Source organism: Marinobacter sp. ES-1, from assembly GCF_000475255.1.
GTDB classification, from domain to species: domain Bacteria; phylum Pseudomonadota; class Gammaproteobacteria; order Pseudomonadales; family Oleiphilaceae; genus Marinobacter; species Marinobacter vinifirmus.
This window is the reverse complement of the sequence record NZ_AXBV01000043.1, coordinates 88,201-111,270: the sequence shown is the minus strand read 5'-3', so window position 1 is coordinate 111,270 and position 23,070 is coordinate 88,201. Positions and strand designations below refer to the sequence as shown.

The window sequence follows — 23,070 nt, the reverse complement described above, 5'->3', positions numbered from 1 at the left end:
GTCGGGGTTGCCCGGCCCGGATCAGCGGTAACTGAGCCCCATGGCGGCACGAACTTCCTCAAGGGTATCGCGGGCGGCATCACGGGCCTGCTCACGCCCCTCTTCAAGGATAGAGCGAACCAGGTCCGGGTTGCCCTCATATTCCCTGGCCCGCTCGTGCAGCGGTTTCTGTTCTTCGATAATGGCGTCAATCAGCGGCTTTTTGCAATCCAGGCAGCCAATGCCGGCACTGCGACAACCTTCCTGCACCCAGGTGCAGGTTTTCTCGTCGGAATACACTTTGTGCATGCCCCATACCGGGCATTTTTCCGGTTCGCCCGGATCGGTTCGGCGCACCCGCTGCGGGTCGGTCTGCATGGTACGGACTTTCTGTGCCACGCTGTCCGGCTCTTCCCGCAGGCCAATGTAGTTATTGTAGGACTTGGACATCTTCTGTCCGTCCAGGCCCGGCATCTTGGATTCCGGGGTCAGCAGCGGCTGGGGCTCAGGCAGAATCACCTTGCCGCCGCCTTCGATGTAGCCATACAACCGCTCGCGGTCGCCCAAGGAAATATTCTGCTGCTCTTTCAACAGTGCCCGGGCAGTTTCCAGGGCTTCTACATCGCCCTCTTCCTGATAACGTTTCTTCAGGTTGCGGTAGAGCTTGGCGTTCTTCTTGCCCATCTTGACGATGGCCGCTTCCGAAAGCTCTTCGAAGTTGGGCTCCCGACCGTAGATATGGTTAAAGCGACGGGCGATTTCCCTGGTAATCTCCACATGGGAAACCTGGTCTGCGCCGACTGGCACTTTACCGGCACGATACATCAGGATATCCGCTGTCTGCAGCAGCGGGTAACCCAGGAAACCATAGGTGGCAAGATCCTTTTCCCTGAGCTTTTCCTGCTGGTCTTTGTAGGTTGGAATCCGCTCGAGCCATCCCAGCGGCGTGATCATGGACAACAGGAGGTGCAACTCAGCGTGTTCCGGCACCTGGGACTGAATGAACATGGTTGAGGAACCCGGGTTCACGCCGGCGGCCAGCCAGTCGATGACCATGTCCCAAACACTCTGCTCGATACCGGAGGTGTTGTCGTACTGGGTGGTCAAGGCATGCCAGTCTGCGACGAAGAAGAAGCACTCATACTCGTGCTGGAGCTTGACCCAGTTTTTCAGCACACCGTGGTAGTGCCCGAGGTGCAGCTTGCCGGTCGGACGCATGCCGGACAACACTCTTTGCTGGGAATCGACAGAACTCAAAGCACGAACTCCTTCTTTCTATTTATAAAGTACCCTTTTCCGCCAGAATACATACTGCCACGGGAAACGGGCTGACCGGGCATTATAGACGCAACACTGCCCTGCGTTAAGCAGAGCGAATCAAAAGCCTGGCAACATAACGCAAAACCCCCGGAATTCTCGCGAATCCGGGGGTTTTGTTAAAGGCTTGAAACGGGACTGATTACCAGCCGGTCACTTCCTTCAGGGCCTTGCCGATTTCGGCCAGGCTGCGCACGGTTTTAACGCCGGCGTCTTCCAGGGCGGCAAACTTCTCGTCTGCAGTACCCTTACCACCAGAGATGATGGCGCCCGCGTGGCCCATACGCTTTCCTGGAGGTGCAGTAACACCGGCAATGTAGGAAACCACAGGCTTGGTGACGTTCTCTTTGATGAACGCAGCGGCTTCTTCTTCAGCGGTACCACCGATTTCACCGATCATCACGATGGCTTCGGTTTCCGGATCTTCCTGCAGCAACTTCAGAATGTCGATGAAGTTGGAGCCAGGAATCGGGTCACCACCGATACCGATACAGGTAGACTGGCCGAAACCGTAGTCCGTAGTCTGCTTGACGGCTTCGTAAGTCAGGGTGCCGGAGCGGGATACGATGCCAACCTTACCCTTCTTGTGGATATGGCCAGGCATGATGCCGATCTTGCACTCGTCCGGAGTGATGACACCCGGGCAGTTCGGGCCAATCATGCGAACGCCTTTACGGTCAACGTATTCTTTGGCGTACAGCATGTCGATGGTCGGGATGCCTTCAGTGATACATACGATCAGCTTGATGCCGGCATCAGCCGCTTCAATGATGGCGTCTTTACAAAACGGCGCCGGTACATAGATCACGGTAGCCTCGGCACCGGTCTGCTCTACGGCGTCACGAACGGTGTTGAACACCGGCAGGCCCAGGTGCTCGGTACCGCCCTTACCCGGGCTTACACCGCCAACCATCTTGGTGCCGTAGGCAATGGCTTGCTCAGAGTGGAAAGTACCCTGTGCGCCGGTAAAGCCCTGGCAGATAACCTTGGTGTCTTTATTGATCAGGATGCTCATTATTTACCCCCTGCGGCTTTAACGACTTGCTCTGCGGCATCCGCCAGGCTGGTGGCGGCGATGATGTTCAGGCCACTTTCGGCGAGTACCTTGGTACCCAGCTCCGCGTTGTTGCCTTCCAGACGAACCACAACAGGCACTTTAACGCCGACTTCTTTAACCGCACCGATGATGCCCTCTGCGATCATGTCGCAGCGAACAATACCACCGAAGATGTTAACCAGAACGGCCTGTACCGCGTCGTCAGACAGGATGATCTTGAACGCTTCGGTAACGCGCTCTTTGGTAGCGCCGCCGCCTACGTCCAGGAAGTTCGCAGGCTGGCCGCCGGCAAGCTTGATGATGTCCATGGTGCCCATGGCCAGGCCTGCGCCGTTAACCATACAGCCGATGTTGCCTTCCAGGGCTACGTAGTTCAGTTCCCACTTGGCCGCTTCGGCTTCACGGGGGTCTTCCTGGGAAGGATCACGCATCTCGTGGATTTTCTTCTGACGGTACAGGGCATTGCCGTCTACGCTGATCTTGGCGTCCAGGCAGTGCAGGTCACCGGCCGGAGTGATAACCAGCGGGTTGATCTCGACCAGTGCCAGGTCGCACTCTTCGAACAGCTTGGCCAGACCCAGGAAGATCTTGGTGAACTGTCCGATTTGCTTGCCTTCCAGGCCCAGCTTGAAAGCCAGTTCGCGGCCCTGGTAAGGCTGCGCGCCTACCAGCGGATCGATCTCGGCTTTCAGGATTTTTTCCGGAGTTTCTTCGGCTACCTTCTCGATTTCAACGCCGCCTTCAGTAGACGCCATGAACACGATACGGCGGGTGCCACGGTCTACAACCGCGCCCAGGTACAGTTCCTGGTCGATGTCGGTCAGGGACTCAACCAGGATTTTACTGACCGGTTGGCCGTTTTCGTCAGTCTGGTAGGTTACCAGGTTCTGGCCCAGCCACTTCTGAGCGAAGGCACGGATTTCTTCTTTGTCTTTAACCAGCTTTACACCGCCGGCCTTACCACGGCCACCAGCGTGAACCTGTGCTTTGACAACCCATGCGTCGCCGCCGATTTCGGTAGCAGCGTCAACAGCTTCTTGAGGCGTATCGCAGGCGATGCCCTTGGAGACTGGCAGGCCATATTCAGCGAAAAGCTGTTTGCCCTGATATTCGTGCAAATTCATAGTTAATGTCCCGTCTTTAGATGGATGATAACCACGTACGGAGAGTAACCGGCAGCGGGGCGCCCGAAGGCGCCCCGCTCAATCCGATAACGAATTATTTCTTCTTGCGACGGTTAGCGACGTGAATCGCCCCGCCGGCAACGGCCAGGGCCGCCTCATGCACAGACTCGGACAGAGTCGGGTGCGCGAAACAGGTCAGGGCCAGATCTTCGGCACTGGAACCGAATTCCATGGCGATCACGCCCTGGGCAACGATTTCAGAAGCCTGGGGACCAACTACGTGGAAGCCCAGAATGCGGTCGGTCTTCGCGTCTGCGATGATCTTGACCATACCACCGGTGGCGTTCGCCGCCATGGCACGGCCGTTGGCCGCAAACGGGAAAGTGCCCACGTTGTACTCTTCACCTTCGGCTTTCAGCTGCTCTTCGGTCTTGCCAACCCAGGCAACTTCCGGCGCGGTGTAGATTACGTTGGGAATGCAGTCGTAATTGACCTGCGGCTTGTGGCCGGCGATGCGCTCGGCAACCATCACGCCTTCTTCAGACGCTTTATGTGCCAGCATCGGACCACGAACGATGTCACCTACGGCCCATACGCCAGGGGCTTCGGTCTTGCAGTTGTCGTCTACAAAAATGAAGCCGCGCTCATCCATGGTTACGCCGGAATCTTCCGCCAGCGCACCATCGGTGTACGGACGACGGCCAACAGCAACAATCAGTTTGTCGAACTTGGCTTCCTGCTTGCCCTTGGAGTCTTCGTAGTTCACATAAACCAGCTTGCGCTTCACTTCAGCACCGGTCATACGGGCACCGGTAATGATGTTCAGGCCCTGCTTCTTGAACTGCTTCAGAGCATCCTTGGCAACCTGCTGGTCAACTACCGGCAGGAAGGTGTCCTGGGCTTCGATCACGGTCACTTCCGCGCCCAGGCGGGCCCAGACGCTGCCCAGTTCCAGGCCGATAACACCGGCACCGATGATGCCCAGGCGCTTGGGCACTTCGGAAAACTCCAGCGCGCCCTCGGAATCGACAATGTACTCGCCGTCGAACGGTGCCGGCGGGATTTCGATAGGCTTGGAGCCGGTCGCCAGAATAACGTTGTCAGCTTCGTAGGTCTTGGTGTTGCCGTCTTTGTCGGTTACCTCAACCTTGCGACCCGCCAGCAGCTTGCCGTGGCCATGGATGGGGGTCACACCATTCGCTTTGAACAGGCCGGCGATGCCGCCAGTCAGCTGCTTAACGATGCCCTCTTTGCGCTCCATCATCTTGGCAACGTCGATCTCGACGCCCTTGGCCAGGATACCCATAGACTCGTAGTCGTGGCTCGCTTCCTCGAACTTGTGAGTCACTTCCAGCAGCGCCTTGGACGGGATACAGCCCACGTTCAGGCAGGTGCCGCCCAGAACCTGGCTTTTGCCGTCTTTACCGGTCCAGGATTCCACACAGGCAGTTTTCAGACCCAGCTGGGCTGCCTTGATGGCAGCCACGTAACCGCCGGGGCCTGCGCCAATGACAATAACGTCGAACTTATCGGACATAATCTTTCCTGTTATCGAATTCGTTGAGTGTCAGCTTATACGTCCAGCAGGATACGGGCCGGGTCTTCCAGCATTTCCTTGATCGCAACCAGGAACTGCACCGCTTCCTTACCGTCGATCATACGGTGATCGTATGACAGCGCGAGGTACATCATCGGCAGGATTTCAACCTTGCCGTTCACCGCCATCGGGCGCTCCTGGATCTTGTGCATACCCAGAATCGCAGTCTGCGGTGGGTTCAGGATCGGCGTGGAGATCAGGGAACCGAAAATACCACCGTTGGTGATGGTGAAGGTGCCGCCGGTCATTTCTTCAATGCCCAGCTTGCCTTCCTTCGCCTTGGTACCGTACTCGACAATCTTCTTCTCGATGTCGGCCAGGCCCATGGCGTCGGTGTCGCGCAGAACCGGCACAACCAGGCCACGGTCGGTAGATACGGCTACGCCTACGTCCTGGTAACCGTGGTAAACCATGTCGTTACCGTCGATGGACGCGTTAACGGCCGGGAAGCGCTTCAGGGCTTCGGTCGCTGCCTTGGTGAAGAAAGACATGAAGCCCAGCTTGATACCGTGGCGCTTCACAAAGCTTTCCTGGTACTGCTTGCGCAGTTCCATGATCGGAGCCATGTTCACTTCGTTGAACGTAGTCAGCATAGCGGCGGTCTGCTGGGCATCCACCAGGCGCTTGGCGATGCTGGCACGCAGGCGGGTCATCGGAACGCGCTTCTCGGCGCGCTCGCCCTGGGCAACTTCCAGCGCCGGAGCAGCGGCCGGCTTGGCGGCGGCAGCACCGGAAGACTTGTTGCTGTCTACGTGGTTCTGAACGTCTTCCTTGGTGACACGACCGTCTTTACCGGTGCCCTTTACAGCAGCCGGATCAACGCTGTTCTCTTCGGCCAGCTTGCGGGCAGCCGGGCTCAGGATAGCGTCGCCGGAGGAAGCAGCAGCTTCTTCCTTGGGCGCTTCGGCCTTGGCTTCCGGCTTGCTTTCAACAGGCTTGGACTCGCCTGCGGCGCCTTCCTTGAATCGGCCGATCACTTCACCGCTTTCGCAGGTGTCGCCTTCGCCTTTAACAATTTCTTCAATCACACCATCAGCCGGTGCAACCACTTCGAGCACAACCTTGTCGGTTTCAATATCGACAATCAGCTCGTCACGGGAGCAGGCTTCACCAGGCTGCTTGTGCCAGGTCGCGACGGTGCCTTCGGCAACCGACTCAGGGAAAACGGGGGCTTTAATCTCAGTTGACATTACAAATCCTTAGTTCGGTAGCTCGTCAGATTCCAAACGCGTCGTTAACCAGTTTCTTCTGCTCTTCGATGTGAACAGACATGTGTCCACAGGCAGGAGCAGCAGAAGCATCACGACCGGCGTACTCAAGGTGCAGTTTCGGGTTCAGGCGCTGCAGTGCGTGCCGCATGTGGTGCTGACTGCAGTACCAGGCGCCCTGGTTCATAGGCTCTTCCTGACACCAGACCGCGCTCTTGAGCTTGGTGTACTGGCCCAGAATTTCGTCCAGATCGTCTGCCGGGAACGGATACAACTGCTCGAGGCGAACGATGGCCACATCGTCACGCTCGTCGGCTTTCTTCTTCTCCAGAAGATCATAGTAGACTTTTCCGCTACACATGATCACACGGGTGACTTTCTTCGGATCAGAAGGTTCTTTCTCGGGCAGTACTGTCTGGAAGGTACCTGAGGTCAGGTCATCCAGGCCGGAGATCGCCTCTTTGTGACGCAGCAGGCTCTTCGGTGTGATCGCAACCAGCGGCTTACGCAGCGGGCGCTTCACCTGGCGACGCAGCATGTGGAATACCTGGGACGGCGTGGTGGGTACGCAGACCTGGATATTGTGCTCGGCACACAGCTGCAGGAAACGCTCCAGGCGCGCGGAGCTGTGCTCTGGCCCCTGCCCTTCGTAACCATGAGGCAGCAGCAGGGTCAGGCCACACAGACGGCCCCACTTGTGCTCGCCACTGGTCAGGAACTGGTCGATCACCACCTGGGCACCGTTGGCGAAGTCACCGAACTGGGCTTCCCAAACAATCAGTGCGTTCGGCGTGGTGGTGCTGTAACCGTATTCGAAGGCCATAACCGCTTCTTCAGACAGCAGCGAGTCATAGATTTCGAATTTCGGCTGGTCTTCGGCCAGCTCTTTCAGCGCAACGTGGGTAGAGCCATCCTTCTGGTTGTGCAGTACCGCGTGGCGGTGCGAGAAGGTACCACGGCCAACGTCCTGGCCGGTCAGACGGATCGGGTGACCTTCGTTCAGCAAGGTGGCGTACGCCATCATCTCGCCATAGCCCCAGTTCATAGACAGGGCACCGGCAGTCATCTTTTCCCGATCGTTAACGATCTTGGAAACCTGGCGCTGGATGCTGAAGCCTTCCGGAACCTGAGTCAGTTTCTTGCCCAGCTTCTGGATCGTTTTCAGGGCAACGCTGGTCTTGCACTTGGCAGTCCACTCGTGGCCCAGGTACGGAGTCCAGTCAACGTAGAGCTCTTTGTTGGGCTCTTTGACCAGTGACTTGACCACGTGCTCACCCTTGTCGAGTGCGTCACGGTAGTCGTTCTCCATCTGCTTGGCTTCGTCTTCGCTGATCACACCGGCTTCAACCAGCTGATCTGCGTACAGAGCGCGAGTGGTTTTCAGCTTGCGGATCTTGTCGTACATCAGCGGCTGGGTAGCAGCCGGCTCGTCGGCCTCGTTGTGGCCACGGCGACGGTAGCAAACCAGATCGATAACCACGTCCCGCTTGAACTCGTTGCGGTAGTCCATGGCCATCTGGGTTACAAACAGCACGGCTTCTGGGTCGTCTGCATTCACGTGCAGAATCGGCGCCTGAACCATTTTCGCCACATCGGTACAGTACTCGGTAGAACGGGCGTCTTCCTGCTTGCTGGTGGTAAAGCCAACCTGGTTGTTGATGACGATGTGGATGGTGCCACCTACACCGAAGCCCCGGGTCTGGGACATCTGGAAGGTTTCCATCACAACGCCCTGCCCGGCAAAGGCCGCGTCGCCGTGCATAACGATCGGAAGCACAGTGCTGCCGTCGGTATCGCCACGACGATCCTGGCGGGCACGGACAGAACCCTCAACCACCGGAGATACGATTTCCAGGTGTGACGGGTTGAATGCCATTGCCAGGTGCACTTCGCCACCCGGAGTCATCACGTTGGACGAGAAGCCCTGGTGGTATTTCACATCACCGGAGCCGGAATCCGCGAGCTTCTTGCCCTCGAACTCGTCAAACAGTTCCTTCGGATTCTTGCCCAGGGTGTTTATCAACACGTTCAGACGGCCACGGTGTGCCATGCCCAGCACGATTTCCTTGGCACCGTAGGAGCCGGCCCGCTGGATCAGTTCGTCCAGGCACGGAATCAGGCTTTCGCCACCTTCCAGGCCAAAACGCTTGACGCCCGGATAACGGGAGCCCAGATATTTTTCCAGGCCTTCGGCAGCGGTGAGACGCTCGAGCACGTGCTTGCGGGTTTCCGCTTCGTACTCAGGGCGGGAGCGCACTGGCTCCATCCGCTGCTGGAACCAACGCTTGATGCGGGTATCCACCACGTGCATATATTCGGCGCCAATGCTTTCGCAATAGGTCTGGCGCAAGCCTTGCACGATGTCTCCGAGCTTCATGGTCTCGGAGCCGAAATTCAGTGAACCTGTCTGGAATTCGAGATCCAGGTCAGACTCGCCCAGTTCGTGGAACGAGGGCTCGAGATCTTCAACAGGCTGACGCTGCCAGACGCCCAGCGGATCGAGCTTTGATTCCTGGTGACCACGGAAACGGTACGCATTAATCAGCTGCAGAACACGGATCTGCTTCTTGTCAGCATCTGACGTGGCGCTTGCAGGCACACCACTACTGGCAAGAAAACGCTGGTTGCGGGAGATATGCTCGAACTGTTCGCGGATGGTCGAGTGAACGATGTCGCGGCCTTTATAGCCATCAACACTCGGAAGCTTGTCGAAGTAGCTTCTCCACTCTTCGGGAACTGAATTGGGGTCTGTCAGGTAGGTCTCAAAAAGCTGTTCAACGTAGGCCAGATTTCCACCTTGCAGGTGGGAAGTCTGCCATAACTGCTCCATGATGCTTTCGTGCATTTTGAATAGCTCACCTTGGGCTGGTGCGGGGGAGCGAGTATGGTCGGCCAGGGGTAAATCTCAGTCAATACGGGTTATTACGGCATGACTTTTGGCCACCACACCCTGCAAGGATGTTTTCCGTCCCCAGTGATTTTTATACTCAGCTGCGCCATCAGCCAGACTGGATAAGCCCAAGCAGACAGCGCGCATAAGTTTGCACCCCGATAAGACTTTTGACTATAAGCCTTTGGTTGAAGGCCCCGCATATAGCGAGGCCTTCGAGGGTACTAACTGGTGTCAGAGCACCAGTATAGCTGATGCTGCAAATTTTGCCGGTCAGGTGGCTCGCTGCAGCAACAGGTTCCGGATATGGCCAATCGCCTTTGTGGGGTTCAGGCCTTTCGGACACACACTTACGCAGTTCATGATGCCGCGGCAGCGGAAGACGCTGAACGGGTCATCCAGGTTCGCCAGTCGCTCTGCCTGGGCAGTGTCGCGGCTGTCCGCCAGGAAGCGGTAGGCCTGCAGCAGGCCAGACGGACCAATGAACTTGTCAGGGTTCCACCAGAACGACGGACAAGCGGTGGAGCAGCATGCACACAGAATACACTCGTACAGGCCGTCCAGCTTTTCACGATCTTCCGGCGTCTGAAGACGCTCGATGGCCGGGGCCGGGTTGTCGTTTACAAGGTACGGCATAACTTTTTCGTACTGCTTGTAGAACAGACTCATATCCACGACCAGGTCACGGATAACCGGCAGGCCCGGCAGCGGGCGCAGAACCAGCTTGTTGTTCTTGACCACATCCGACACCGGAGTGATACAAGCCAGGCCGTTCTTGCCGTTCATGTTCATGCCATCAGAGCCGCAAACACCCTCACGGCAGGAACGACGATAGCTCATGGAAGGATCTTTTTCCTTCACCAGGTTCAGAACATCCAGAACCATGAGATCTTTGCCCGCAGGAATCTCGATTTCGACATCCTGCATGTAAGGGGCATTATCGGTTTCCGGATTAAAGCGATACAGGCTTACCAACATATTCAGGATACCCCCTTAGTAGGTCCGGACTTTCGGCTGGAAAGTCGGAACCGTTTTCGGTGCAAAGTTCACGTCACGCTTGCCAACACGCTTGTCCAGCGGGAAGTACATGGAGTGCTTCAGCCAGTTCTCGTCGTCACGCTCGGTAAAGTCGTTACGGGCGTGCGCACCACGGCTTTCTTTACGCTCGATCGCAGACTTGGCTGTTGCGTAGGCAACTTCGTACAGGTTATCCAGCTCCAGCGCTTCGATACGGGCAGTGTTGAACGCCTTGCTGGTATCGGCCAGCTTGGTCTTGCGAACACGCTCGCCAATCTCTTCCAGCAGCTTGATACCCTTCTCCATGCTCTCGCCGTCACGGAATACGCCGAAGTACAGCTGCATGCAGTTCTGCAGATCCTTACGAACCTTGGGCACATCCTCACCTTCAGAGGCACTGTCCAGACGCTCCAGGCGAGCCATGGCACGCTTGATATCTTCTTCGCTGGCGCCATCAACCTCGAAGCCGCCACGCAGCTGCTCTTCAATGTGCAGGCCAGCTGCACGACCGAAGACCACCAGGTCCAGCAGGGAGTTACCACCCAGACGGTTAGCGCCGTGTACAGATACACAAGCTGCTTCACCACAGGCAAACAGGCCGGGAATAGGCTTGTCGTTGCCGTTTTCATCCTGGGTCAGGGCCTGGCCACCTACGTTGGTGGGAACACCGCCCATCATGTAGTGACAGGTCGGAACGACCGGGATCGGCTCTTTAACCGGGTCAACGTGCGCAAAGGTACGGGACAACTCGCAGATGCCCGGCAGACGCAGGTTCAGGGTTTCTTCACCCAGGTGATCCAGCTTCAGCAGTACGTGATCCTTGTCGGGACCACAACCGCGACCTTCCAGGATCTCCAGAACCATGGAACGGGCCACAACGTCACGGCCAGCCAGGTCTTTCGCGTTCGGAGCATAGCGCTCCATGAAACGCTCACCTTCGGCGTTGATCAGGTAACCGCCCTCACCCCGACAACCTTCTGTAACCAGGGTGCCAGCACCGTGAATACCGGTCGGGTGGAACTGCCACATTTCCATATCCTGTACCGGGAAACCGGCACGCAGCGCCATACCGATACCGTCGCCGGTGTTGATCATGGCGTTCGTGGTAGAGGCGTAGATACGGCCAGCACCACCGGTAGCCAGAACGGTAGCCTTGGACTTGATGTAAGCCACTTCACCGGATTCGATCTCGATGGCAACCACACCAACCACTTCGTCTTTGCTGTTCTTGACCAGGTCTACGGCGTACCACTCGTTCAGGAAGGTAGTGCCGCCCTTCAGGTTGGCCTGGTACAGGGTGTGCAGCAGGGCGTGACCGGTACGGTCAGCGGCGGCACAGGTACGGGCTGCCTGGGTGGGGTTATCCGGACCCTTGGACTGGCCACCGAACGGACGCTGATAGATACGGCCCTGCTCGGTACGGGAGAACGGCAAGCCCATGTGTTCCAGCTCGAACACAGCCTGGGGGCCTACGGAACACATGTACTCGATAGCGTCCTGGTCACCGATATAGTCGGAGCCCTTGACGGTATCGTACATGTGCCAGCGCCAGTCATCATTGGGATCAGCGCTTGCGATCGCACAGGTAATGCCGCCTTGGGCAGACACTGTGTGCGAACGGGTCGGAAAGACCTTGGTGATACACGCGGTGTTGATACCGGCTTCTGTCAACTGCAGGGCGGCACGCATACCGGCACCGCCGCCACCGATAACAATCGCGTCGTAAGACATGGTTTTGATGTTAGCCATCGATTAAAGCCCCCACAGAATCTGAATGCCCCACACGACATATACGAACATCACCAGAATGCAGGCTGCCTGCAGCAGGAAGCGCGGCATTGCTGCTTTGATGTAGTCGGTGGATACGGTCCACAAGCCTACCCAGGCGTGTCCGGCAATGGACAACAGCGCCAGCAGGCTGAAAATCTTGAACCAACCCTGGCTGTACAGGGAAGACCACGCCTGGTAGTCCACGTCTGTAGTTACGAAGAAACCAAGGAGAAACAGCGTGTACAGAGCCAATACGTAGGCAGTAACCCGCTGGATGATCCAGTCCTGAATCCCGTTACGACCAATATTCGTTACACTGTTCATGCCCATACCCAGACTCCTGCCAGAATGATGAGAACAATGGAAACCACAAGCGTGATTTTGGCGGCAAGGCGGCCACTTTCCAGCTCTTCAGCAATACCCGCATCCATCAGCAGGTGCTTGATACCTGCAGCAAGGTGGTAAAGCAGAGCAGACAGGATGCCCCAGATAATCAGCTTTGCCAGGAAGCTGTCCAGCAGTTCGTTAACCCGGTTGAAGCCATCTTCCCCGGACAGGGAAAGATCCAGGCCGTACATCAGGAATGCAACACCAACAAAAATGATGATGCCGCTGATGCGATGCAGGATCGAAGTAATGGCTGGCAGCGGGAAATGGAACTTGCCGAGATCGAGATTTACTGGTCGTTTGCTATTCACAGCGCTCTCACACTCTCTCTTGGTACCGCGAAACCGGAAAAACCGGCGGCGGTGGGTTGGTATGTTAGGTCCGGAGAATCAGTACGATACCGGTAACCGATTGGTTCAGGAGGGCGGATGACAACCCGGTAGCTTGCTACGCTGAAGCATGCAAGAAAACGGTGCATCCCCGATTCCGGGCTACGGATTATAAGGAGACACCCCGGTAATTACAAACTTGCAACAACCGCCAAAGCCTTGCGAGGCGCTGCCCTGCCCCATCTATAAGGATTATTGACAAACCGGAATTCAGGGCAAAAGCGCCGTCATTCGGGATATCCCTCATTTACACCGGATGTTAATTTGGTGCTTTTCGCACCCAGCTCATTGACAAAAAAAGCTGACGCCCTATATTTTGCGCCCAGTTTTGCGATAATACGCGCTTTCTGGCGCATCTACACATGCAAATCAGCTGTCACAGCTAATCAAACGGGAGAGCACCATGACCGACAGGAAAGCCACGCTCTCGGTGGGAGACAAGTCCATTGAGCTACCGGTTTACTCCGGCACCGTCGGCCCTGACGTTATAGACGTACGCGGCCTCGTCCAGGAAGGCGTATTCACTTACGACCCGGGTTTTGTATCTACCGCAGCCTGCGAATCTGCCATCACCTACATCGATGGTGCCAAAGGCGTCCTGCTGCACCGGGGTTACCCGATCGACCAGCTGGCCGAGCATTCCGACTTCCTCGAGGTATGCTACCTGCTCCTGAACGGTGAACTGCCGAGCGCTGAAGAGAACAAGCAGTTCCACGACACCATCAAAAACCACACCATGCTGCACGACCAGATGCGCAACTTCTTCAACGGCTTCCGCCGTGATGCGCACCCCATGGCCATTATGTGCGGCGTTGTGGGCGCCCTGTCTGCGTTCTACCACGACCAGATGGATGTGGCTGATCCCAAGCAGCGCGAGATTACCGGCCATCGCCTGATCGCCAAGATGCCGACCATCGCCGCATGGTGCTACAAGTACTCCATGGGCCAGCCGTTCATGTATCCGCGTAACGACCTGTCCTACGCCGAGAACTTCCTGTACATGATGTTCGGCACCCCTTGCGAGGACTACAAGCCGAGCCCGGTTCTGGCCAACGCGATGGACAAGATCTTTATCCTCCACGCTGACCACGAGCAGAACGCCTCTACCTCCACCGTACGCCTGGCGGGCTCCACCGGCGCCAACCCGTACGCGTGTATCGCCTCCGGCATCGCCGCCCTTTGGGGCCCGGCGCACGGCGGTGCGAACGAAGCGGTTCTGGACATGCTGGCTGAAATCGGCGACGAGTCCAACATCGAGAAATTCATCGCCAAGGCCAAGGACAAAGACGATCCTTTCCGCCTGATGGGCTTTGGTCACCGGGTTTACAAGAACTTTGACCCGCGCGCCAAGGTAATGGCACAGACCGCCCACGAAGTGCTGAGCGAGCTGGGCCTGGAAAACGATCCGCTGCTGAAGATTGCCCAGCGCCTGGAAAAAATTGCCCTGGAAGACGAATACTTCGTTCAGCGCCAGCTGTACCCGAACGTCGACTTCTACTCCGGCATCATTCTGAAGGCCATCGGTATTCCGACTTCCATGTTTACCGTGATCTTCGCCATGTCCCGCACCATCGGCTGGTTCTCTCACTGGAACGAAATGGTCAGCGGTGCCAACCGCATCGGCCGTCCGCGCCAGCTGTACACCGGCTCGCCGAAGCGCGACTACCCGAAGAAGTAAGCTGCAAGCTTGGTTCACCCAGAAAAAAGCCGCTGAATCCAGCGGCTTTTTTCGTATCATGGCACGACAAATTCGACTAATCCGACAACAACCAGGAGCAGATCATGGCAACTATCGCGTTTATCGGGCTCGGGGTAATGGGCCACCCGATGGCAGGCCACCTTGCCCGGGCCGGCTATGACGTCAGCGTTTGGAACCGCACCAGCGAAAAGGCCCGTCAGTGGGCCGAACAGTATCCGGGCAAAGCCTGTGACAGCATTGCAGATGCGGTCGCCAACGCAGACGTGGTACTGACCTGCGTGGGCGCCGATAAAGACCTGGAAGAAGTCTACACGGCCCCCGATGGCATCATCAGCAACGCCCCGGCCACAGCCACCCTGGTAGACCACACCACTGCATCTGCCGGCATTGCCGAGACACTGGCACAGGCGGCCCGTGCACGGGGCCAGGGCTTTATCGACGCCCCGGTTTCCGGCGGCCAGCAAGGTGCCGAAAACGGCCAACTGACGATTATGTGCGGCGGCAGCCCCGAGGATTTCAGCAAGGTTAAGCCAGTACTCGAATGCTACGCCCGGGCCCTGAACCTGATGGGCCCTGTGGGCAGCGGCCAGAAGACCAAGATGGTTAACCAGATTGCCATTGCGGGGCTGGTACAGGGGCTGTCAGAAGCCCTGCACTTTGCCGAACAGGCAGAGCTGGACGTGCGCAAGGTGGTGGACGTGATTTCCAAGGGCGCGGCCCAGTCCTGGCAGATGGAAAACCGCTCCGGAACCATGATCGACGGCGAATTCAACCACGGCTTTGCGGTGGACTGGATGCGCAAGGACCTGGGCATCTGCCTCGAAGAAGCCCGCAGAAACGGCTCCAGACTGCCGGTAACGGCACTGGTGGACCAGTTCTACGGAGATGTGCAGGAGATGGGCGGAAACCGCTGGGATACGTCTTCGCTGATTCAGAGGCTTCGTAAGAAGTAATCATTTGCCACGAAATCCACTAAAGAACACGAAAGTGAAGAAAAGATAACTGATTTTTTTCCACGGACACTCACGGACTCTCACGGACAGTAAAAAAACAGTTTTCTCTTTTGTCCGTGTGGGTCCGTGAGTGTCCGTGGCTAATCAGTTTTCTTTTTTCGTGTTTTTTAGTGGATTTCGTGGCAAAAAAGAATCACTTCTTCTTGTCCCGAGGCACCCAGCGGCCGTTTTCGTACCAGGCGGACCAGCCGGTGGCTTTGCCATCCTGTTCCGACATAACGTACTGCTCTTTCGACTTCCGGCTGTAGCGGATCACCGTCGGGTTACCCTCGGGATCCTTCTCCGGGGCGTCCATCAGGTAATCGTATTTCGGGTCGATTTCCTTGCGGTGTGGCTTGATTTCCATCACCAGCGGTGGGCGGGTTTCCCGGTTTTTCGGGAACTTACTGGCAGCCAGGAACAGGCCGGAAGCACCGTCACGCAGCACGTAGGTGTCGTCTACCTTCTGGCACTGCAGCTCCGGCATGGGCACCGGGTCCATTTTGGGGGGCGCAGGCTCGCCGTTCTTCAGCAGTTTGCGGGTGTTCTTGCACTCGCTGTTGGTGCAGCCGAAGTACTTGCCGAAGCGGCCGGTTTTCAGCTGCATTTCGGAACCACACTTGTCGCATTCCAGCGTAGGGCCGTCGTAGCCCTTGATGCGGAAACTGCCCTCTTCCACTTCGTAGCCGGAGCAGTCGGGGTTGTTACCGCACACGTGCAGCTTGCGCTTTTCATCAATCAGGTAGCTGTCCATGGCCGTGCCGCATTTCGGACAGCGGCGCTTCATACGCAGCAGGCGGGTTTCGCCTTCACCTTCCACATCTTCATCGGCACTGACCACTTCGTCGCCAGACACCAGGTTAATGGTGGTCTTGCAACGCTCCTTGGGCGGCAATGAATAGCCGGAACAACCCAGGAATACCCCGGTACTGGCCACGCGAATCTGCATGTTACGGCCACAGCTGGGGCAAGGAATATCGGTTTCTGTGGGTGTGTTGGCCCGCATACCGCCGTCGGTCTTTTCCGCACTTTCGAGCTGGTTACGGAACTTGGCGTAGAAGTCGTTCAGCACCTTCTTCCACTGAACGTCGCCTTCGGCAATCTCGTCCAGCTCGCCTTCCAGGCGCGCGGTAAAATCGTAATCCATCAGGTTCGGGAAAGATTCTGCCAGCCGTTCGGTAACAATCTCGCCCATCTTCTCGGCGTAAAAACGGCGGTTCTGAAGCCGCACGTAACCACGATCCTGGATGGTGGAAATAATGGATGCGTAGGTAGAAGGACGGCCAATGCCCTGCTTTTCCAGTTCCTTGACCAGGCTGGCTTCGGTATAGCGCGGCGAAGGCTTGGTGAAATGCTGGGTCGGATCCAGCTTCTTGAGATCCAGGGGCTGATCTACCTTGATGTCTGGGAGCGCCACGTCTTCGTCTTTCTTGGCTGACTGGGGCGCAGCTTTCAGGAAACCTTCGAACTTGACGATGCGACCACGGGTACGCAGTTCGTAGTCACCATTGGCCACAACGATGGAGGTGCTGAGGAATTCGGCATCCGCCATCTGGCAGGCGATAAACTGGCGCCAGATCAGGTCGTAAAGCTTCTCCGCATCCTTTTCCAGGCCACTGATATCGGTAGGCCTGCGGGATACGTCAGTAGGCCGGATGGCCTCGTGGGCCTCCTGGGCGCCTTCCTTGCTACCGTACACGCGGGGCTTCTCGGGCAGGTAGCGATCACCGAACTGTTTCTGAATAAACTCGCGGCAGCCGGTTACAGCATCCTGGCTCAGGTTGGTCGAGTCTGTACGCATGTAGGTGATGTAGCCCGCCTCGTACAGGCGCTGGGCCAGCATCATGGTTTTCTTGACACTGAAGCCCATGCGGTTGCTCGCCGCCTGCTGCAGTGTCGAGGTAATAAAGGGAGCAGAGGGCCGTGAACGGGTTGGCTTGTCTTCCCGCTTGGCCACCTTGAAGCTACCGGCTTTCAGACGGTCAACATGTTCCTTGCTCTGAACATCATTAACCGGACGGTAGGGCTTGTCGTTGTAGCGGGTAACCTCGAACCGAACCGGGTCCCTGGTTCCTTCTGCGGTCAGGTCTGCGTGCAGCTGCCAGAATTCCTCCGGCACGAACTTGCGGATTTCCCGCTCACGCTCAACGATCAGGCGCACGGCAACCGACTGAACCCGGCCAGCAGACAGGCCTCGGGCAATCTTGGCCCAGAGCAGCGGCGAAACCATGTAACCCACAACGCGATCCAGGAACCGGCGCGCCTGCTGGGCATTTACCCGGTTGTTATCCAGCTCACCGGGGTCCTTGAACGCTTCCTGGATGGCCCGCTTGGTAATTTCGTTGAACACCACGCGGCGATACTTTTCCGGCTCGCCGCCAATGGTCTCCTGAAGGTGCCAGGCGATGGCTTCCCCTTCCCTGTCCAAATCCGTTGCCAGATAGATGTGGTCGGCATTCTTGGCCAGGCGCTTTAGCTCGCTGACGACCTTTTCCTTACCGGGCAGGATCTCGTAACGGGCGCTCCAGTCGTTATCGGGATTTACCCCCATGCGGGCAACCAGCTGTTCACGGGCCTTACGCTTCTTGTGCTCGGCTTTTTCGTCCGGGCTCATCTTGCGGGTGGTAGCGGCCTGCCTGGCGCGCTCTTTCGGGTCTGACTGGCTACCACTGCCACTGACTGGCAGGTCACGAATGTGGCCAACACTGGACTTAACTATAAAATCCGAGCCCAGGTACTTGTTGATGGTCTTCGCTTTCGCTGGAGACTCGACAATAACGAGACTTTTACCCATATCGGAGATCTGTATCCTTGGCGATCAATCGGTCAAGTTCTGGACAGAACCGTAAACTCGCATAAAAATCAGGCAACTGGAAAACACAGGGGCTGCCATTGTGTATAGGCTCACTGTTTTACAGGGTCAAGAATGGCAAAACAACCCATTCTTTGATTTCAGTCACCGTTTTTTGGGATTTCCGGGCCGTTTTACAATCCCTGAAACAGGAAGGCCCGGCGAATTGCCGGGCCTCCTGATTGAGCGTTACTGATCCGGACTAACCGATCAGAGGCGCTCCCACACAGTGGCAATGCCCTGACCCAGGCCGATACACATGGTGGATACACCAAGCTTACCGCCTTTGGCCTGCATGATATTCAGCAGTGTGGTGGAGATACGGGCACCGGAGCAGCCCAGCGGATGGCCAAGGGCAATCGCGCCGCCGTTCAGGTTAACCTTCTCTTCCATAACACCCAGCAGTTTCAGGTCTTTCAGGACCGGCAGGGACTGGCCTGCGAAGGCTTCGTTCAGTTCCCAGAAGTCGATATCTTCAACTTTCAGGCCTGCACGCTTCAGTGCCTTCTTGGTGGCCGGAACCGGGCCGTAGCCCATGATTGCGGGATCACAGCCAGCAACAGCCATGCTGCGGATCTTGGCAATCGGGGTCAGACCCAGTGCTTCTGCCCGCTCAGCGGACATCAGTACCATGGCAGCCGCGCCATCGGTCAGCTGGGAAGACGTACCGGCAGTTACGGTACCGTTCTTCGGATCAAACGCCGGACGCAGCTGGCCCAGGGACTCAGCGGTTGTTTCCGGACGAATGGTCTCGTCTTCTTCGATCAGCTTCACAAAGCCGTTTTCGTCGTGGCCTTCAATCGGAACGATTTCGTTCTTGAAACGGCCTTCAACAGTGGCTTCGTGGGCCAGGCGATGGGAACGGGCACCGAACTCATCCTGCTGCTCGCGGGTAATACCGTGCATTTTCGCCAGCATTTCTGCAGTCAGGCCCATCATGTTGGACGCTTTTGCAGAGTACTTGGACGCAGCCGGGTTGTGGTCGAAGCCGGCAGTCATGGGTACGTGGCCCATGTGCTCGACACCGCCTACCATGAACACGTCACCGTTACCGGTCTGAATCGCCTGGGCGGCAGTGTGGATGGCGCTCATGGCGGAACCACACAGACGGTTAACGGTCTGGGCAGCAGACTCGTGCGGGATACGGGTCAGCAGGGAAATCTGCCGCGCCACGTTAAAGCCCTGCTCTTTAGTCTGGTTTACACAGCCCCAGATTACGTCTTCTACTTCTTTCGGATCGAGCTTCGGGTTGCGCTCAAACAGTGCTTCAATCAGCGCAGCAGACAGAGTCTCGGCGCGAACGTTGCGGAAACAGCCGTTTTTGGCACGACCCATCGGAGTCCGCACGCAATCGACGACGACAACGTCTCTCGGATTAAGGCTCATAGATCTTTCTCCGTTCGGAAATCTCGTAAGGGTTAGCCAAAGAACTTCTTGCCAGTCTTGGCCATTTCACGCAGCTTCTCGGTCGGCGCGTACAGCGGGCCGAGATCTGCATATTTGTCTGCCAGTTCGACGAACTTGTCGACGCCCATGTCGTCGACGTAGCGCAGGGCACCACCACGGAACGGAGGGAAACCGATACCGTAGATCAGGCCCATGTCTGCATCGGCCGGGTCTTCAACAATGTTGTCTTCCAGGCAGCGAACGGTTTCCAGGCACAGAGGAATCATCATACGGGCGATGATGTCTTCTTCGTCGAAGTCCTTGCTGCCGTTAACCACAGGCTCGATCAGCTTGTAGGTTTCTTCGTCGACAACCTTCTTCGGCTTGCCCTTCTTGTCTTCTTCGTACTTGTAGAAGCCCTTGTCGTTCTTCTGGCCGTAACGGTTGTTCTCGAACATCACGTCGATGGCAGACTTGAAGTCAGCCTTCATGCGATCCGGGAAGCCGTCTGCCATCACTTCGTTGGCGTGCTTGGCAGTGTCCATGCCCACCACGTCGAGCAGGTAGGCCGGGCCCATGGGCCAGCCGAACTTTTCCATCACCTTGTCGATCTTCTGGAAATCGGCACCGTCACGTACCAGCGCAGCAAAGCCGCCGAAGTACGGGAACAGAACACGGTTAACCAGGAAGCCCGGGCAATCGTTAACCACGATCGGGGTCTTGCCCATGGCCTTGGCGTAGGCAACGGTGGTCGCGATAGCGCGGTCACTGGTCTTCTCGCCACGGATAACCTCAACCAGCGGCATCATGTGTACCGGGTTGAAGAAGTGCATGCCGCAGAAGTTCTCCGGACGCTTCAGGTTCTTGGCCAGAAGGTTGATGGAGATGGTAGAGGTGTTGGACGTCAGGATGGCGTCTTCGCGAACCGCGTCTTCGGTCTCGCGCAGAACGGCATCTTTCACCTTCGGGTTTTCAACAACCGCTTCAACAACCAGGTCTACGTTCTTGAAATCGCCGTAGTTCAGGGTCGGCGTGATGTTGTTCAGAACGTCGCCCATCTGACCAGCGTCCATCTTGCCCTTGGCGACACGCTTGGACAGCAGCTTCTTGGCTTCACTCAGGCCCAGCTTGATGCCGTCCTGGTTGATGTCCTTCATAACAATCGGGGTGCCTTTCAGCGCCGACTGGAAGGCTACACCGCCACCCATGATACCGGCGCCCAGTACGGCAGCCAGGTTCACATCAGAGGCTTCTTTTTCCCAGGCACTGGCTTTCTTCTTCAGGGCCTGGTCGTTCAGGAACAGACCAACCAGACACGCGGCAACGTTGGTCTTGGCCATCTTGGCGAAGCCCTTGGCTTCTACTTCGATCGCCTTGTCGCGGGTCATGCCGGCATGCTTCTGCATGGTCTTGATGGCTTCCACCGGCGCCGGATAGTTCTTGCCAGCCTTGCCGGCCACGAACGCCTTGGAAATCTCGAACGCCATCATGCTTTCCATGGCGTTGAGCTTGATCTTGCCTTTCTTCTCTTCACGGCGCGCCAGGTTGTCCAGCTTGCCTTCGTTGCACTGATTGATAATGGCAACGGCTGCGTCGACCAGCTTGTCGGCTTCAACCACGGCATCAACAGCGCCCACTTTCAGAGCGGCATCAGCGCGGTTTTCAGTACCACCGGCAATCCACTCAACCGCGTTATCCACACCCACCAGGCGGGACAGGCGAACAGTACCGCCGAAGCCCGGGAAGATACCCAGCTTCACTTCCGGCAGACCTACCTTGGCCTTGGGAGCCATAACCCGGTAGTCGGTGGAAAGGCACATTTCGAAGCCACCACCCAGAGCGATACCGTTAATAGCGGTAACGGTCGGGAACGGCAGGTCTTCAATGGCGTTGAATACTTCGTTGGCCTTCATGCTGTTGGCCACGAGAGCTTCTTCGGAACCTGCGAACAGCTCGGTAAACTCGGTGATATCGGCACCGACAATAAAGCTGTCCTTGGAACTGGTAACCACCAGGCCCTTGAGGTTCTTCTGGGATTTGAGTGCTTCAGCTGCGGCGCCCAGCTCTTCGATGGTGAGACGGTTGAACTTGTTGACTGACTCGCCCTGCAAGTCAAAGTTCAACTGAGCGATCCCGCCTTCGATCTCTTTAACCGTGATGGCTTTACCTTCGTAAATCATCAACTGATCTCCAGTCTGTGTTTGGAACTGCTGACAACCGGCTGACAATAGCTGCCGGGCCGGCTGTTTGTGCAGCGAGATTTCGGTCACTGCCCGATCTTCCGATCCAAAATTCATACAGTCGTTTGAATCGTGAGGCCACACGATGGAAAAAAACGGAGCGTTTGTCAATTTGTTTCTGCAGGGAACCCGGAGAAACTCTTGATAAAAAAGTGAAGTGGTACCGGTAACAGCCGGAAATTAGTTGATTAGGCTGCGTAGTTACTTTAACTTCGAGTTGAGACTTTAGTCCACAATAATAAAACGGCATTACGGAGACTGATCCGATGAAAGACGCCCACCTGCGAATCCGCTCACTTCTGGCAGCCCTGATCCTGTTGTCCTTTACCGCGTTCGGCGCCAAGGCACAGGAATCCGGTAACGAGTTCCTCGCAGACCTTCATGATTTCCGCATCAACAACTACCTGGCGCTGGACGCCTTCTACGCCTTCAGCGCAACCTCCGACACCGAATTGCTCAACCGTGTCGTGGTTGGAATCAATAGCGCCAACGACGCCATGAACTCTGTGGTCGGCAGCAACAGTGGCGTGCTTTCAGACGAACAGGTCGAGGAACTGAACCGGTCATTCGACAGCTTCAAGGACCTGATGCGCAGCAACATCAACGAAGTACGGGATCGCGGTTACCCTGACCTGCGCCTGATGGCCGAGCTCGCCAATCAGGGGCAGTCGATGAACGATACCGCCACAGAGCTTTACGACCTCGCCAGGGAAAGCAGCGGAACCGAAACCAACCCGCAAGTGGAATCGGCGCGCTCAGCGGCAGTGCTGATGGCTCAGATGATGGCCCGCTACGCCGCCCGTACCCACTCTTCCGTCTCCCAGACGTTCCAGGGCGCCGCCAACGAAGTGTCGCTCGACCAGCAGGCGCTGATGTTTGACGAGCTTCTGGCGCAGGCGCGCTCCGGCTCAGCGACCGGCGAACTGAAAACTGCCCTCGATGATGTGGCCGCCAAGTGGCAGTTCATTCGCGGCTCCTACATCAACTACAACGACAACAACGTCAGCTTTATTATCGACCGTTACTCCAAAGGCATTATCCAGGGTCTGGACGACGCCATTGTAATGCTCCGCAATAACGCCTGATTCCTGCCTGGCCGGCCGGGTTAACTCATTGCCCACCGGCCAAAAACTTCCCTTTCCGCTTGATGCCGGTCAGAATGGCTAT

16 protein-coding genes are annotated in these 23,070 nt (G+C 57.0%); 3 read left to right on the top strand and 13 right to left on the bottom strand.

What is annotated here, in order from left to right; genetic code table 11:
* Nucleotides 1-21: 21 nt before the first annotated feature.
* From Q668_RS08775 to sdhC, 10 genes are all read right to left on the bottom strand, one after another.
* The gene (locus Q668_RS08775) at nucleotides 22-1,236 is read right to left on the bottom strand and encodes a tryptophan--tRNA ligase (protein ID WP_022989239.1); all 1,215 of its coding nucleotides are present in this window, start codon (nucleotides 1,234-1,236) and stop codon (nucleotides 22-24) included.
* A 202-nt stretch (nucleotides 1,237-1,438) separates the two neighbouring features.
* Nucleotides 1,439-2,311 (bottom strand): succinate--CoA ligase subunit alpha, encoded by an 873-nt coding sequence (gene sucD, locus Q668_RS08770; RefSeq protein WP_022989238.1) that lies wholly within the window; start codon nucleotides 2,309-2,311, stop codon nucleotides 1,439-1,441.
* A complete protein-coding gene (sucC, locus tag Q668_RS08765) occupies nucleotides 2,311-3,477 on the bottom strand; it encodes an ADP-forming succinate--CoA ligase subunit beta (RefSeq protein ID WP_022989237.1) in 1,167 nt (388 codons plus the stop codon). The genes sucD and sucC overlap by 1 nt, the downstream gene beginning before the upstream one ends.
* 94 nt (nucleotides 3,478-3,571) lie before the next feature.
* Nucleotides 3,572-5,014 carry a dihydrolipoyl dehydrogenase gene (lpdA, locus tag Q668_RS08760; RefSeq protein ID WP_022989236.1) on the bottom strand — a complete coding sequence of 481 codons (1,443 nt, stop codon included), beginning with the start codon at nucleotides 5,012-5,014 and terminating at the stop codon, nucleotides 3,572-3,574.
* Between the two features lie 35 nt (nucleotides 5,015-5,049).
* Nucleotides 5,050-6,264 carry a 2-oxoglutarate dehydrogenase complex dihydrolipoyllysine-residue succinyltransferase gene (gene odhB / locus Q668_RS08755; RefSeq protein ID WP_022989235.1) on the bottom strand — a complete coding sequence of 405 codons (1,215 nt, stop codon included), beginning with the start codon at nucleotides 6,262-6,264 and terminating at the stop codon, nucleotides 5,050-5,052.
* A gap of 25 nt (nucleotides 6,265-6,289) precedes the next feature.
* Entirely contained in the window at nucleotides 6,290-9,127 is a 2,838-nt protein-coding gene (locus tag Q668_RS08750; RefSeq protein WP_022989234.1) for a 2-oxoglutarate dehydrogenase E1 component, read from the bottom strand.
* Nucleotides 9,128-9,445: 318 nt separating this feature from the next.
* The gene (locus tag Q668_RS08745; RefSeq protein ID WP_022989233.1) at nucleotides 9,446-10,150 is read right to left on the bottom strand and encodes a succinate dehydrogenase iron-sulfur subunit; all 705 of its coding nucleotides are present in this window, start codon (nucleotides 10,148-10,150) and stop codon (nucleotides 9,446-9,448) included.
* A gap of 15 nt (nucleotides 10,151-10,165) precedes the next feature.
* Nucleotides 10,166-11,938 (bottom strand): succinate dehydrogenase flavoprotein subunit, encoded by a 1,773-nt coding sequence (gene sdhA / locus Q668_RS08740; protein ID WP_022989232.1) that lies wholly within the window; start codon nucleotides 11,936-11,938, stop codon nucleotides 10,166-10,168.
* A gap of 3 nt (nucleotides 11,939-11,941) precedes the next feature.
* Nucleotides 11,942-12,283, bottom strand: coding sequence for a succinate dehydrogenase, hydrophobic membrane anchor protein (gene sdhD, locus Q668_RS08735; RefSeq protein WP_081697577.1), 342 nt, complete (start codon nucleotides 12,281-12,283; stop codon nucleotides 11,942-11,944).
* A complete protein-coding gene (sdhC, locus tag Q668_RS08730) occupies nucleotides 12,280-12,657 on the bottom strand; it encodes a succinate dehydrogenase, cytochrome b556 subunit (RefSeq protein WP_022989230.1) in 378 nt (125 codons plus the stop codon). The genes sdhD and sdhC overlap by 4 nt, the downstream gene beginning before the upstream one ends.
* 481 nt (nucleotides 12,658-13,138) lie before the next feature.
* On the opposite strand from sdhC, the gene gltA reads away from it, so the two are divergent.
* Both gltA and Q668_RS08720 read left to right on the top strand, forming a co-directional pair.
* Nucleotides 13,139-14,413, top strand: a complete 1,275-nt coding sequence (gene gltA, locus Q668_RS08725) for a citrate synthase (RefSeq protein WP_022989229.1) — start codon at nucleotides 13,139-13,141, stop codon at nucleotides 14,411-14,413.
* 104 nt (nucleotides 14,414-14,517) lie between these two features.
* A complete protein-coding gene (locus Q668_RS08720; RefSeq protein WP_022989228.1) occupies nucleotides 14,518-15,387 on the top strand; it encodes an NAD(P)-dependent oxidoreductase in 870 nt (289 codons plus the stop codon).
* 193 nt (nucleotides 15,388-15,580) lie between these two features.
* Here Q668_RS08720 and topA read toward each other — a convergent pair whose 3' ends face one another.
* The 3 genes from topA to fadB form a co-directional block, all read right to left on the bottom strand.
* Entirely contained in the window at nucleotides 15,581-18,220 is a 2,640-nt protein-coding gene (topA, locus tag Q668_RS08715; RefSeq protein WP_022989227.1) for a type I DNA topoisomerase, read from the bottom strand.
* Nucleotides 18,221-18,487: 267 nt separating this feature from the next.
* Complete coding sequence (gene fadA / locus Q668_RS08710) at nucleotides 18,488-19,663, bottom strand: acetyl-CoA C-acyltransferase FadA (RefSeq protein WP_036219550.1); 1,176 nt, start codon at nucleotides 19,661-19,663, stop codon at nucleotides 18,488-18,490.
* Between the two features lie 32 nt (nucleotides 19,664-19,695).
* Nucleotides 19,696-21,843, bottom strand: coding sequence for a fatty acid oxidation complex subunit alpha FadB (fadB, locus tag Q668_RS08705; protein ID WP_022989225.1), 2,148 nt, complete (start codon nucleotides 21,841-21,843; stop codon nucleotides 19,696-19,698).
* Nucleotides 21,844-22,169: 326 nt separating this feature from the next.
* Between fadB and Q668_RS08700 the strand changes: the two genes are divergently transcribed.
* Nucleotides 22,170-22,988 (top strand): hypothetical protein, encoded by an 819-nt coding sequence (locus Q668_RS08700; protein WP_022989224.1) that lies wholly within the window; start codon nucleotides 22,170-22,172, stop codon nucleotides 22,986-22,988.
* The last annotated feature ends 82 nt before the right edge of the window (nucleotides 22,989-23,070 follow it).

Bases quoted from the DNA above. Each gene is read 5' to 3' on its own strand.
- sucD (WP_022989238.1), bottom strand. From the start codon at position 2,311: ATGAGCATCCTGATCAATAAAGACACCAAGGTTATCTGCCAGGGCTTT.
- sucC (WP_022989237.1), bottom strand. From the start codon at position 3,477: ATGAATTTGCACGAATATCAGGGCAAACAGCTTTTCGCTGAATATGGC.
- lpdA (WP_022989236.1), bottom strand. From the start codon at position 5,014: ATGTCCGATAAGTTCGACGTTATTGTCATTGGCGCAGGCCCCGGCGGT.
- odhB (WP_022989235.1), bottom strand. From the start codon at position 6,264: ATGTCAACTGAGATTAAAGCCCCCGTTTTCCCTGAGTCGGTTGCCGAA.
- Q668_RS08750 (WP_022989234.1), bottom strand. From the start codon at position 9,127: ATGCACGAAAGCATCATGGAGCAGTTATGGCAGACTTCCCACCTGCAA.
- Q668_RS08745 (WP_022989233.1), bottom strand. From the start codon at position 10,150: ATGTTGGTAAGCCTGTATCGCTTTAATCCGGAAACCGATAATGCCCCT.
- sdhA (WP_022989232.1), bottom strand. From the start codon at position 11,938: ATGGCTAACATCAAAACCATGTCTTACGACGCGATTGTTATCGGTGGC.
- sdhD (WP_081697577.1), bottom strand. From the start codon at position 12,283: ATGAACAGTGTAACGAATATTGGTCGTAACGGGATTCAGGACTGGATC.
- gltA (WP_022989229.1), top strand. From the start codon at position 13,139: ATGACCGACAGGAAAGCCACGCTCTCGGTGGGAGACAAGTCCATTGAG.
- Q668_RS08720 (WP_022989228.1), top strand. From the start codon at position 14,518: ATGGCAACTATCGCGTTTATCGGGCTCGGGGTAATGGGCCACCCGATG.
- topA (WP_022989227.1), bottom strand. From the start codon at position 18,220: ATGGGTAAAAGTCTCGTTATTGTCGAGTCTCCAGCGAAAGCGAAGACC.
- fadA (WP_036219550.1), bottom strand. From the start codon at position 19,663: ATGAGCCTTAATCCGAGAGACGTTGTCGTCGTCGATTGCGTGCGGACT.
- fadB (WP_022989225.1), bottom strand. From the start codon at position 21,843: ATGATTTACGAAGGTAAAGCCATCACGGTTAAAGAGATCGAAGGCGGG.
- Q668_RS08700 (WP_022989224.1), top strand. From the start codon at position 22,170: ATGAAAGACGCCCACCTGCGAATCCGCTCACTTCTGGCAGCCCTGATC.